Here is an 11,744-nt window from a genome sequence, read left to right as displayed (position 1 = left end):
TGTCCGCGCATGCCCAAAATTGAATGCCGCGGGGCATTCGTCCAAACGAACCCCATCCCTCGCCATATTATACTTTAGACCGGATGACGCGGGGGAAAGAACGACGCCCGCAACCGGAATATGCGTTCAGGGAGGGTGTTACATGTCCGGTGTAGGTGGAGCATTCACGTCCACGGGTGTGATCCTGGTTCTCTTCATCCTGCTGGTCATCGTATCCCGCGGCATTCTGTACTGATTCCTTCGCGAACCGAAAGCGACGAAATCCGCCGGCCTTCCGGCGGATTTCCCATTTTCAGGCGCCTCATGAGCTTGCCCCTAGCGCGTAGCGGCGGATCGCATGCGCGACGCCGTCCTCCTCGTTCGAGAGCGTCACGGCGTCCGCGGCCCGCTTCACCTCGTCCGGCGAATTGCCCATTGCAATCCCGAGGCCGGCGAATCGGAGCATGTCGATGTCGTTGTAATAGTTTCCGATCGCCATGATGCGGCTCCGGTCGATGCCCCTGAGCGACGCCAGCCGCTCAAGCGCCTTCCCCTTGCTCACGTCGGCATGCTGGACGTCGATGAACCAGTCCCCGCTCCGGATGCGGCGCAGCGGACTGTCCCACGCTTCCCACTCGCGCTGCACGCGGTCCATCTGTTCCTTCGAGCCGAACGCCGTGAACTTCACGAGGTCCGGCGGAAGCGGATCGTCCGGCCGGCGGCGGATCGGCACGACGCGGTAATGGACGTACATGGCATCCGCCTCGGGTGTCGACGATTCGTTGTACATGTCGAAAGCGGTGTTGATGTCGAAATGGACGCCGTTTTCGCGGCAATATTCCATATAGGGGACCATCGCCTCGTGCGGAATGCTGAAGCTGTGCAGCACCCTGCGTCCTTCCGATTCCACCGTCGCCGCGCCGTTGTGCGTGATGAGCGTGCCCGCAAGGCCGATTTCCTCCAGCAGCGGAATCGAGTTGATCGGTCCGCGGCCGGTCGCGAGCACGATCTCGGCGCCGCTCTCCGCCGCTTCCCGGACCGCTTCAATCACCGTCGGCGTCAGCTGGTGCCGGTCATTCAGCAGCGTTCCGTCCACATCGATCGCGATCAGGTCGAATTTTCGGTTCATGTTGCATTCTCTCCTCTCCCATCCGTCCGGCGTCAACGTTCGGACCACGCGCCCGCCGCAATCGCGGCGAGCGCCTCCATCTCTTCCTCCGTCAGTTCGCGATACATTCCGGGCGGCAGCGAAGGATCGAGCCGGAGCGGCCCCATCGCGATCCGCCGCAGCCGGACGACCCGCTTGCCGACCGCTTCGAACATCCGTTTCACCTGATGAAACTTTCCTTCCCGGATCGTGACCGAGACCTGCGACAGCGGGCCGTCCTCCGACTCCCGCACTTCCGTGACGGCGAGCAACGCCGGCATCGTCCGGTATCCGTCGTCCAGCGTCACGCCCGCTTCGAACGCCCGGACATCGGCTTCGCCGACCGCGCCCGCCACGACCGCTTCGTACACTTTGTCCACATGCTTCCGGGGCGAAAGCAGCTCATGCGCCAGTCGTCCGTCGTTCGTGAGCAGCAGCAGACCTTCCGTATCCTTGTCCAGCCGGCCGACGGGAAACGGGTTCCGCACCCGGTCTTCCGCCTGCAGCAGGTCGATGACGGTCTTCTCCCGCGCGTCCTCGGTCGCCGAGATGACGCCCGGCGGCTTGTTCAGCATGAAATAGACATATTCCCGGTACCGGACCGGCTTGCCGTCCAGGCTGACCGCGTCGCCTTCGGGATCGACGGTCATGCCCGGGTCCCGGGCCGGCGCGCCGTTCACTTCGACCCGGCCGAGCCTGACCGCGCGCTTGATCTCGCTCCGCGTGCCGCAGCCCGCATGGGCGAGCAGCTTGTCCAGCCGCATCCCGCGCGCCATTACATCCACCTCCATCCGGGCGCCCGCTCGTTGATGAGCAGGCCGTCCCTGAGCTTGCCCCAGCCGACGGGATAGCCGTCGATGCAGACGAGCGCGTAACCGGCCGCATCCGGCAATCGGCCGTCTTCGCCGGGCCGGAGCGTCAGCCGCTCCGGCTCGAGCGGCAGCGTCTCGCCCTTCAAATATTTCAGCGCTTCCGGCTCGTCAGCGCCGTATTCGACGCGCCGCGCGGCCTCTTCCGCCGCCAACCCCATCGCCAGCGCCTGGGACGGCGCGAAACGTCCGCGCCGCGCTTCCCCCAGGAGCCAGCCGTGGCGCACGACGCTTAAGCCCGACAGATCCGGAACGCCCGCCGGCTGCGCGTACAGCTTCTCCCCGACCGCGTCCAGCCGGCCGGGCAGTCCGCCGAGTCCGGGCAGCAGTTCCTCCTGAAATGACCGCCATGCGTCCACGGGATCCGCATCGCTGACATTTGCAATGTATCCGCGCGCCTTCCCGCGCTGTCCCGGCTTGCCGCCATTTCCGCGTCTGCCGGCATATTGCCGCGTCTTCAAGCGCGGCCTGCCGGGCGTACCTGCAGACTCGTCGTCCGGGCCGCCCGGACGCGGATTCACCGCGACGCTCTCCCGGCCGGCTTCGACCTTGCGGCGCAGCACGGCCGCGTAGTGGCCCTCGCCTTCGATACGGTGCGGCCAGAGACGCACCGTACCGGCGACCGCATCGACATGGCGGCGATCGATCCCTTCGAGGCTTACCCAGTCCGGCCTGCCCGGCGCCCAGCCGTGCGCGGGCGGTACCGGCACGACCTCGAAATCCGGCCGCTCCGCGAGCAGTTCGGCGATCCGCTCCTCGTTCTCCTCCGGCGAGAACGTGCAGGTCGAGTAGACGAGCACGCCGCCCGGCGCAAGCATTTCGGCCGCATGGCGCAGAATCTCCCGCTGCATCGACGTCCAATGCGCCGCGGGATGCCGCAGCCAGTCGGCGATCATCGACTCGTCCTTGCGGAACATCCCTTCGCCCGAGCAGGGCGCGTCGACCAGAATGCGGTCGAAGAACGCGCGGAAGACCGGCACGAGCCGCTCCGGCTCCTCGTTCAGGACGACGGCGTTCCGGACGCCGGCCAGTTCCAGGTTGCGGGCGAGCGCCTTCGTCCGCTCGCGGGCGTTGTCGTTCGCGACGAGCAGCCCTTGCCCCTTGAGCTTCGCGGCGATCTGGGTCGACTTGCCGCCCGGCGCCGCGCACAGGTCGAGCACCCGGTGACCCGGCCGCACGTCGAGCAGCTCGGCGGGCGCCATCGCGCTCGGCTCCTGGATATAATAAAGCCCGGCATGATAGTGCGGATGCTTGCCGGGCCGATCTTCTTCCGAATAGTAATAGCCGGCCTCCGCCCACGGCACCGGCTTCAGGCCGGCGGAAAGCGGCGATCGCATCCGGTACGATTCGCCGTCCGTCTTCAGTGTGTTGACGCGCAGGCCGTACCGGCGCGGCGCCCCGTACGACGCCAGCCAATCGTCAAATTCATCGCCGAGCAGCACTCGCATGCGGGCGACGAACGGCTCCGGCAGCCGGATGGACATCCTTGCCCCTCACTTTCCTCAATATTGTAACATCAATTTTGTTAGTATAGATGATATTATGTATAATAAGATCAGCCATCATGCCACCCATTATCGGATTATTGGAGGTTCAGCGTCAACCCATGCGGAAGAAAAGAAGCAAGATGCCTTTCATTTACGCGGCCGTCGTCATCGTCCTGTTCGGTGCCCTGTTTGCCCTGAAGTACATGAATCGCAGCGATCTGTACGACAAGCCGGTGTCGGATCTCAACCCGGCGACGCGGGAACTGCTCAAGGATCCGAACTACCAGAACATCATCCTGCCCGGCAAGCTCGAGGAACGGATCGCCAGCGGCGAGCCGACGTTCGTCTATTTCTTCGCTTCGACTTGCGGCTACTGCCGCGAGACGACGCCGATCCTGATGCCGATCGCGAAGGATCTGAACATCGACCTGCCGCAGTTCAACCTCGCCGAATTTCAGGAATACTATCGGAAATACAACATCGAGTACACCCCGACGCTGGCCTACTTCGAAGATGGCAAGGAAGTTGCCCGAATTGAAGGCGGCATCGGCGCTGCCGGACATTCGGCCGACGACTACAAGGCGTTCTTGCAGAACCCGAAAGGAGAAGCGTCATGAGGTTGACGAGACGCGACTGGCTTCTCGGCGGCGTCATCCTGTTCTTGGCGGCCTTTCTGATCGTGGCCGGATGCGGAGGCGGCAAGGATTCAGCCGGCGGATCGGCCGGCAGCGGGCATGACCACGGCATGACAACCGAAGGCGATCTGCTCGAGACGACGTCCGGGCCCGACGAACTGCCCTCGTTTCTGCTGAATTATACGAACCACACGGCCGATCTGTACGCCGCCGCCTATCAATACCGGGAAATCCTGCGCCATATCAACTGCTACTGCGGCTGCATGCAGTTGGACAACCCGCACGATTCGCTGCTTCGCTGCTACATCGCCGAAGTACGGGCCGACGGCTCCATCGTATGGAGCGACCACAGTGCGGCGTGCGGCATCTGCAAGATGGAGCTGGAAGACGTGATGGCGCTTGCCAAGCAAGGCAAGTCGACGGACGAGATCCGGGACGCCATCGACGCCAAGTACAAACCGGCAGGCCTGTAATTCCGGTCCGGAATGTGCCTGCCGGACATACCCGTCTATTCGCCGTCCGCGCGGGGCTGATCCCCGTGCGGACGCGCCGTTTCCGCGGCGACCAGCCCGGCCAGCTGCGGATCGATCACGCGGATCTCGATCGGCTCGGGCTCTGGCGGATGGCCGCCCGAGCCTTCCGCCAGCCACGCTTCGAGCGGCGCCAGCACCGCAGCCGCGTCTTCCCGCAGCCTTTTTACATCAATGCCCGCCTCCGCATCCGCGTACCCGTCCAGCTTCTCCAGCGCGGCGCGCAGCAGTTTAACGGCGCCGGTGTAATTGTCGTTTTCATAATGATGAAGCCCGACGGCAACCTGCAACAGCCCCTGCCAGAACCGGCTTCGTCCTTCCTCAAGCCACAATTCCTCCATGACATCATGACATTCGTAATAGTCCCGGTCGCAGTTGAACAGGACGAGAAACCGGACGAATTTAGGATCTGTCGCCAAGCGCCACCTCTCCTCCCTTGGCCCGCTCGATCGACGCCTGAATGTCCTCCGCCAGCAATTTCAGCCCGATGACGTCTTCCTGCTCCCACAATTCGTTGAATCGGAGCTGGTAGCGCGCCGCTTCCCGCACCTTGTGATAGAAATAGAGCTCCTGGATGCCGGCCAGCACGTTCGAGACGAGATTCGAGCTGTCCTCGAAGGTTCGCTGGGCTTCAAGAATCTCCTTGCGGATGCTCGACATCTCCTCATCCAGCCGGAACGCGGCTTCCGCCGCCTTGCGCAGCCGCTCCTTGACGTGCGCCGGAAGCTGCTGCTTGTACTTGTAGTTGAGCGAGTGCTCGATCGTCGCCCAGAAATTCATCGCGAGCGTGCGGATCTGTACTTCGGCGAGCACTTTCTTGAGCCCGAGCGCCGTCTGCACCGGGTATTCGACGATCATGTGATAGCTGCGGTAACCGCTCTCCTTGTGGTTCGTGATGTAATCTTTCTCATATACGAGCGTCAAATCTTTGCGCTCCCGGATCGAATCCGCGACAATGCGGATATCTTCGACGAACTGGCACATGATGCGGATTCCCGCGATGTCCTCGATGCCTTCTTCCAGCCGGTCCATCGGCACGTTCAGCCGTTTCGCCTTCTCGAGGATGCTCGAGATCCGCTTCACCCGGCCGGTGACGAATTCGATCGGCGCGTAGGATTGACGCGTCTTGAGCTCACTGCGGAGCGTTCTGAATTTGACCTTGAGTTCTTCGACGGCTTGTTCGTAAGGCAGCAAAAACAAGTTCCAATCCCGTCCGTCCATGCGGAAACCTCCTCCCGCAAGAAGCTAGCGATGATCCGCTCCTACCGCGTCGCCGACCCGGCGGAAGCCGTCCCGGGCAAGCAGAGCGGACAATTCGGCGGCGATGCTGCGCACGACGCCCGGACCTTTGTAGATCAGCGACGTATAGACCTCGACAAGCGATGCGCCGGCGCGAATCTTATCGTATGCATCCCGCGCGTCGAAAATGCCGCCGGAACCAATGATCGGCAGTTTTCCTCCGGTCAGGCGGTAAATCGTCCGGATCACGTCCGTCGACCGTTCGCGAAGCGGACGGCCGCTCAGGCCGCCCTGCTGCGTGCGGTTCGGATGCGTGAGTCCGTCCCGCGACAGCGTCGTGTTCGTGGCGATGATGCCGGAGACGCCGCTGCTTGCCAGAATGTCGACCGTCTGCTCCAGTTCGGCTTCGGTCATGTCCGGCGCGAGCTTGACGACCACCGGTTTGGGCGCTCCGCCGGTCCTGGCTGCCTGCTCCGCAATCTCCCCATGCACGGCGTCAAGCAGCGCCTTCAGCTCCTCGCCGTGCTGCAGTTTCCGCAGGTCGGGCGTATTCGGCGAGCTGATGTTGACCACGAAGAAATCGCCGTAAGGGTAAAGCACCCGCAGGCAGGCGCGGTAATCATCGGGCGCCTTCTCGTTCGGCGTCGCCTTGTTCTTGCCGATGTTGACGGCGATCGGCACGCGGCGCTCCCGGAGCCTCGCGAGCCGGGCCGCCATCGCCTCCGCGCCTTCGTTGTTGAAGCCCATCCGGTTGATGAGCGCTTCGTCGTCCGGCAGCCGGAACAGGCGCGGCCGATCGTTGCCGGGCTGGCCGACCGGCGTCACCGTGCCGACTTCGAGAAACGCCAGACCCATGCCGGCAAATCCCTCCACCGCGACGGCATCCTTGTCCAGCCCGGCGGCAAGCCCGACCGGATGGCGGAACCGGATGCCGAACAGTTCCGTCTCCAGCCGCGGATCCGGCTTCACGTCCCAGAAGCTGCGCATCATCGGCAGCACCCCGGGCAGCCTGACGGCCTTGCCGAGCCCGTGGACGATCAGCCGGTGCGCCCGCTCCGGATCCATCCGGAACAGAATCGGTCTGGCAATCGTGCGATACAACATGCGTTCCACTCCGTTCTACAGTCCGTATGCTCCACTGCAACAGTTTATCTTTTCCTGAGGGAAAAAGAAAGCGTGCAAACGCCGCGGCATCTGGATCAAAGCACCGGTTGCGGGACCCGAGGGGAAACGGTTACAATGATAGGAGAAACCGTTACAAGAGAGGGTCGATTGCCGATGAGCGCAGTTCGCAGAAGGCCGCCGGCCACGAAGAAACCGGCGCAGAATGAAATCAACAAGAAAGCGATACTGTGGGTTGCCGGCGCATTCGCCGCCGTCGTCATCGTCATGTCGGTGCTGATCATTGTGAACGGCTGAGACGATTCGGTCTCAGCCGTTTTATGTCAACCAGCGGTACACTTTGCCCGGATTCGTCTCGTCCTGCGTCGCTTCCAGCCGGAAGCGTTCGGCGGGGGCCGAGATTTCGTCCGGCAGCACCCCCGATGCGATCGTGACGCGTGTACCGAGCGGCGTCATGTCGTACAGTTCCTCCAGATCTTCCTTCGCCATCCGGATGCAGCCGAGCGACTCATCCCGCCCGATGCTGTCCGGCTCATTCGTGCCGTGAATGGCGTAGTCGGTGTCCGACAGCGTCATGCCGCGGCTGCCGAACTCGCCGTCCTCCCTGCCGTTCGGATTTTTCACTTTCTCGCTGATGACGAACACACCTTCCGGCGTCCTGTCGCCGCCGAGACCGATCTCGTAATTGCGCAGGATGACGTTGCCGCTGACGAGCGCCAGCCGATGATTGGCCTTGTCGACGATAATTTCGAGCGGCGCCTCGGGCAGGCCGTCCGGCGTCCCCGCGTTCCAGGCCGCAAATCCGCCTTCGGCCGGCATGCCCGCTTCCGGCGACGGCCGCAAGCTCGCCTTCCGTTCCGCTTCCGCCGCGGGAGCGAACAGCTCGCGCAGGACGGGCGAATCGCCGGCGAGCCAGTTGTCGGGGTACGGCCGCACCAGATCGTCCAGCGAAGCCGGCCACTCGCCGGTCGATTCCGCGTAGCGGCGGATGGCGCTGCGCAGCACCCACCATTGCTCCCGCCGTTCGCTCCACGCTTCGAGCAGCCCGAGCGATTCCGAGGCATCCGCCGGCGTGCAGACGCACGCCTCCGGGTCGAACATGCGGATGACCGCTTCCCCGGCGTCCGAATCGCTTCGCTCCACGGCGAGCAGCAGCCCGTCCGCCGCGCTGTTCCAGAACCGCCAGCCGTCCCGCTGCGCAAGCCGGATCGCAATGCCGTGCACCGGCAGCCGGGTGCCGTACAGGAGCGCCTCCAGCGCTTCGCCGACCGGCGATCCGGCGGCCGGTTCGACCACGTGCACGGCGACCGGGCGGCTGCCGTCCGCCGCGGGCCGGTCATCCGGCCGGACGGCGGGTTCGCCGCCGCCCCCGGATCGAACCGGCTGCCCGGTCGATCCGACCGTCGCGGCAGCCGGCGCGTCCGCCGCCGTCCGTTCCGCGCCCCGATGCCCGTCCGGCGCGCCGGGCGTGACGGCGACGAGGCCGATCAACATGACGGCCAGCAGGACGGCGCGCTTCGCCAGCCGCCGCCGGCGCCCCCGGTTCCATTGCTCCAATGCCTCCCGGGGAGCGGCGTCCGCCAGCGGATGCCGCTTCCGTTCGTACGCTTCATAGATGTCGCCGGCCTGCAGAAAGCAGTAATTCGCTTTCGCTTCTTTGCCCTGCTGCATATACGCCCTGCCGAGCAGATACCATGCCATCCGGTTGTCGGGGTGAAGACGGACGTACTGTTTCAAATACTCGATGTCCGCTTGTTCTTCCAATCGGAATCCCCCTTTCCGGCCGGCAAGCCCGTATAGGGTATATATCGGCAGTCAGTCCGCCCGGTTTAGACCGGGCGGACTGGAATCGCCGCAGGAAGATCAATATTGCAACTCGGTCTGCTTGTCGCGAATCAGCACGGCGCGCACGCCGCTCAGCCATTGCACGTCCAGGTCCAGCTCCTCCGCGAAGAACCGCACCGGCAGATACAGCCGGTTGTCGCGTTAGAACGGCGCCTGCGGCAGCTCCAGACTGCCGGAAGACGATTCGACCGTCTTGCTCCCTACACGAATCCGGTACCAGGCGTCACCCTGTTTCAGCGTCGTGACGCCATTTGCCCCATATTCGACGGTATAACCGAGTTCTTCGCTGATCACACGCACGGGCACGAATGTCGTGCCGCCCACGGCAATCGGCTCCGCATCCGACTCCAGCACCGTCCGGTTGTGGACGATCTCGATCGCGCTTCCTTCCAGCCTGGCCGGCGCTGCGTACGGACGCACGATCCGGATGCGGTTGTTGCCGCCGTCCGCGATAAGGAAAGCGCCGTCCCGATAATCGCCGGCCGGTTCGACGACGCCCGGGAAAACCTCGGCGACCCGCCCGGACTGCGCGTTCAGCGTCGTGACGCGTCCGTTCTCGATCTTGCGGATGACGTAGTTGAGCGTGTCGGCCACATAGATGACGCCGGACGGCGAAACCGCGACATCCATCGGATAATAGAAGTTCTCTTGCGACGCGGAACCGTCCTTGAGCCCGAGGATGCCGGTGCCTGCGATGGTCGTCACCGTGCCGTCCGGCGATATTGCCCGTTCGCATCCACCGCCGTCAAGGTCACTTTGATCGATGCCGTCTGCCGCGTTGCAAAGATCGAGGCCAAATGGAACGGCAGCCGGACGACCGCCTGGCCGTTCACTTCTTCCGCCCCGCCTTCAAATTTCAGAACGGCATAACGGACAACGTGGTTGTTGCCATCATGCTCGACATGATCGACGGCGTTAACGTCATACCCGTCGGGCGCGACCCAATGTTCATCCAATTCCACCTTGAACGGGCTTTCCGGCAAATTCCGGAAAGGGTTCAAGCCGTTCGTGTCGCGTAACAGCGTGTCGGCGAAGGCGAAATATTGCTGATCATACTCGACGTTCACCTGATAGACGAAAACGGCTCTGCTGCCCGTAAATCCGGAGAGCTTGATGTCAAGGGTCTTGACATGGGCGCTGTAATCCGAAGCGGATACCGCGACGGTCGGCCCCGGCGAAGTTCCGGGATTGGGCGAAGGTCCGCCGGTGAAAATGGCAACAAAAATTGTCGAAAAAAACAGAATTCCCCCCGCTTCCGCCCGGCAGGACGAAAACAGGGGAAATGAAACGGTTCGATACGGATGTTCTTATTTATTAAACGGCTGATCCGATACTTTGATCGAATCGGTCGGGCAGCCGTCGAGGGCGTCCTGGAGATCGTCGTAAAGCTCTTCCGGAATTTCGGTCGTGCCGGTGTTGCCGTCGCCGCCGTAGATGACTTCCGCAAGCCCTTCATCGTCATAGTCGTAGATGTCGGGCGCCGATGCTCCGCATGCGCCGCACGCAATGCAGGTTTCTTTATCCACCCAGGTATACTTCGCCATGAGATGTTACCCTCCTTGTATCTATCGCCATACGTTGCTGCAACCTTCATTCATCACTATATAATAATTCTTCCTCCGATTGCAAGGATGTACCGCGAATTCTCCGATTCCGGATCAGGGCGGACGGGCCGCCGAGCAGCATGCCGGCGGTCAGCACCGCCTCCTCGCCGAATTTGTCCCGAAGTTCGTCCATCGTCCGGATGAGCGCTTCGCGCTTCGGCTGCTTCTCGAAATCGAACAGGTCAAGCTGGACGACGGTCTCCTGTTTCGGCGACAGATTGGCCAGCGTGATGCCGAGCAGCCGCACCGGATCTCCCGGGCGGTGATGGCGGTCGAACAGCCGGCATGCGATGCGGTGAATTTCCACCGGATCGTCGGTGGGAGATTCCAGTGTCTCCGCCCGCGTACAGGTCCGCATGTCAGGCGTCCGGATCGTAATCTGCACCGTGCCGGCGATGAGCCGCTGCCGCCTGAGCCGCCGCGCCGTCTGGTCAGCCAGATTGAGGAAAATGCGGCTTGCTTCTTCGTGGTCGGTCACGTCATGCGGGAGCGTCGTCGTATGGCCGATCGATTTGTTCGGTCCGCGCTCCGGATTGACTTCGGCCGTGTCGATGCCGTTCGCGGCCGCCTTCATCCAGGCTCCGTACACGCCGAACTGCCGGATCAGCAGCTGCTCGTCGCATGCGGCAAGCTCGCCGATCGTACGGATGTTCATCCGCGCGAGCTTCGCGGCCGTCTTCCGGCCGACGCCGTGCAGCGCGTCGCACGGCCGGTGCCACAGCACCGCCGGCACGTCCCGGATGCGGAGCACGGTGATGCCGTTCGGCTTCTTCATGTCCGACGCCATCTTCGCCAGCAGCTTGTTCGGCCCGATGCCGATCGAGCAAGGCAGCGACCATTCGGTGCGGATGCGGCGCCGGATCTCCTCCGCGATCTCCAGCGGCGTGCCGAACCTGCCCGACCCCGTCACATCCAGATAACATTCGTCGATCGAGACAACTTCGACGAGCGGCGTGTATTGCCGGGCGATGCCGAGGAAACCGCGGGAGTACTTGCGGTACAGGTTGAAGTCCGGCCGGATGATGATCAGCTCCGGACACACCTTGAGCCCCTGCCGGACCGTCATGCCGGTGCGCACGCCCTTCTCCCGCGCCGCGTAAGAAGACGTGACGATGACGCCCCGCCGCTCCTCGACGCTGCCGGCGACGGCGATCGGCTTGCCGGCGTAGCGCTCCGGTTCCTCCGCTTCGTGAACCGAACAATAGAACGCGTTCATGTCCAGATGCAGGATGACCCTGCCTTTTGCCCCGCTGCCCTCATGGCGGCTTTCGGTCGGCGGCATATCCA

The 11,744-nt window shown here is 63.4% G+C and carries 16 protein-coding genes; 4 read left to right on the top strand and 12 right to left on the bottom strand.

The annotated features are described in order from the left end of the window. Positions 1-142: 142 nt before the first annotated feature. The gene (locus C6W55_RS05885; protein WP_083883146.1) at positions 143-235 is read left to right on the top strand and encodes a sporulation protein YjcZ; all 93 of its coding nucleotides are present in this window, start codon (positions 143-145) and stop codon (positions 233-235) included. 66 nt (positions 236-301) lie between these two features. On the opposite strand, the gene C6W55_RS05880 is transcribed toward C6W55_RS05885, so the two are convergent. The 3 genes from C6W55_RS05880 to C6W55_RS05870 are packed head-to-tail and all read right to left on the bottom strand — an operon-like array spanning position 302 to position 3,479. Then, positions 302-1,108 (bottom strand): Cof-type HAD-IIB family hydrolase, encoded by an 807-nt coding sequence (locus C6W55_RS05880; RefSeq protein ID WP_213484796.1) that lies wholly within the window; start codon positions 1,106-1,108, stop codon positions 302-304. 32 nt (positions 1,109-1,140) lie between these two features. Further along, positions 1,141-1,902: a pseudouridine synthase gene (locus C6W55_RS05875; RefSeq protein WP_213484795.1), complete on the bottom strand. Its 762-nt coding sequence runs from the start codon at positions 1,900-1,902 to the stop codon at positions 1,141-1,143. Beyond that, positions 1,902-3,479, bottom strand: a complete 1,578-nt coding sequence (locus C6W55_RS05870) for an RsmB/NOP family class I SAM-dependent RNA methyltransferase (RefSeq protein ID WP_286891884.1) — start codon at positions 3,477-3,479, stop codon at positions 1,902-1,904. The genes C6W55_RS05875 and C6W55_RS05870 overlap by 1 nt, the downstream gene beginning before the upstream one ends. A 122-nt stretch (positions 3,480-3,601) precedes the next feature. Between C6W55_RS05870 and C6W55_RS05865 the strand changes: the two genes are divergently transcribed. Together C6W55_RS05865 and C6W55_RS05860 are read left to right on the top strand one after the other, a co-directional pair. Next, positions 3,602-4,099 carry a thioredoxin family protein gene (locus C6W55_RS05865; RefSeq protein ID WP_213484793.1) on the top strand — a complete coding sequence of 166 codons (498 nt, stop codon included), beginning with the start codon at positions 3,602-3,604 and terminating at the stop codon, positions 4,097-4,099. Continuing rightward, positions 4,096-4,590: a PCYCGC motif-containing (lipo)protein gene (locus C6W55_RS05860; protein ID WP_286891881.1), complete on the top strand. Its 495-nt coding sequence runs from the start codon at positions 4,096-4,098 to the stop codon at positions 4,588-4,590. Before C6W55_RS05865 ends, C6W55_RS05860 begins: the two co-directional genes overlap by 4 nt. 35 nt (positions 4,591-4,625) lie before the next feature. On the opposite strand, the gene C6W55_RS05855 is transcribed toward C6W55_RS05860, so the two are convergent. The 3 genes from C6W55_RS05855 to C6W55_RS05845 are packed head-to-tail and all read right to left on the bottom strand — an operon-like array spanning position 4,626 to position 6,990. Next, on the bottom strand, positions 4,626-5,066 hold the full coding sequence (locus C6W55_RS05855; protein WP_015254359.1) for a DUF309 domain-containing protein: 441 nt from the start codon (positions 5,064-5,066) through the stop codon (positions 4,626-4,628). After that, positions 5,050-5,868: a GTP diphosphokinase gene (yjbM, locus tag C6W55_RS05850; protein ID WP_286891878.1), complete on the bottom strand. Its 819-nt coding sequence runs from the start codon at positions 5,866-5,868 to the stop codon at positions 5,050-5,052. The genes C6W55_RS05855 and yjbM overlap by 17 nt, the downstream gene beginning before the upstream one ends. Before the next feature lie 24 nt (positions 5,869-5,892). After that, complete coding sequence (locus tag C6W55_RS05845) at positions 5,893-6,990, bottom strand: quinone-dependent dihydroorotate dehydrogenase (protein WP_286891876.1); 1,098 nt, start codon at positions 6,988-6,990, stop codon at positions 5,893-5,895. 174 nt (positions 6,991-7,164) lie between these two features. Between C6W55_RS05845 and C6W55_RS05840 the strand changes: the two genes are divergently transcribed. After that, positions 7,165-7,305: a hypothetical protein gene (locus C6W55_RS05840; protein ID WP_015254356.1), complete on the top strand. Its 141-nt coding sequence runs from the start codon at positions 7,165-7,167 to the stop codon at positions 7,303-7,305. A gap of 21 nt (positions 7,306-7,326) precedes the next feature. Here the strand turns inward: C6W55_RS05840 and C6W55_RS05835 are convergent, their stop codons facing one another. The 6 genes from C6W55_RS05835 to C6W55_RS05810 all read right to left on the bottom strand — a co-directional run bounded on the left by C6W55_RS05835 (position 7,327) and on the right by C6W55_RS05810 (position 11,739). Continuing rightward, positions 7,327-8,772 carry a L,D-transpeptidase gene (locus tag C6W55_RS05835; protein WP_286891874.1) on the bottom strand — a complete coding sequence of 482 codons (1,446 nt, stop codon included), beginning with the start codon at positions 8,770-8,772 and terminating at the stop codon, positions 7,327-7,329. A 99-nt stretch (positions 8,773-8,871) separates the two neighbouring features. Next, positions 8,872-8,982, bottom strand: a complete 111-nt coding sequence (locus C6W55_RS05830; protein ID WP_083883144.1) for a stalk domain-containing protein — start codon at positions 8,980-8,982, stop codon at positions 8,872-8,874. Between the two features lie 12 nt (positions 8,983-8,994). After that, positions 8,995-9,558, bottom strand: a complete 564-nt coding sequence (locus tag C6W55_RS05825) for a stalk domain-containing protein (protein WP_015254354.1) — start codon at positions 9,556-9,558, stop codon at positions 8,995-8,997. After that, positions 9,555-9,920 (bottom strand): hypothetical protein, encoded by a 366-nt coding sequence (locus C6W55_RS05820; RefSeq protein ID WP_015254353.1) that lies wholly within the window; start codon positions 9,918-9,920, stop codon positions 9,555-9,557. Before C6W55_RS05820 ends, C6W55_RS05825 begins: the two co-directional genes overlap by 4 nt. Positions 9,921-10,160: 240 nt before the next feature. Further along, positions 10,161-10,397 carry a ferredoxin gene (locus C6W55_RS05815; protein ID WP_015254352.1) on the bottom strand — a complete coding sequence of 79 codons (237 nt, stop codon included), beginning with the start codon at positions 10,395-10,397 and terminating at the stop codon, positions 10,161-10,163. A 46-nt stretch (positions 10,398-10,443) separates the two neighbouring features. After that, the gene (locus C6W55_RS05810; RefSeq protein WP_286891870.1) at positions 10,444-11,739 is read right to left on the bottom strand and encodes a DNA polymerase IV; all 1,296 of its coding nucleotides are present in this window, start codon (positions 11,737-11,739) and stop codon (positions 10,444-10,446) included. Between the last annotated feature and the right edge of the window lie 5 nt (positions 11,740-11,744).

Source organism: Thermobacillus sp. (assembly GCF_003390775.1).
Lineage (GTDB): Bacteria > Bacillota > Bacilli > Paenibacillales > Paenibacillaceae > Thermobacillus > Thermobacillus xylanilyticus.
This window is presented reverse-complemented; position numbering and strand designations above follow the sequence as displayed.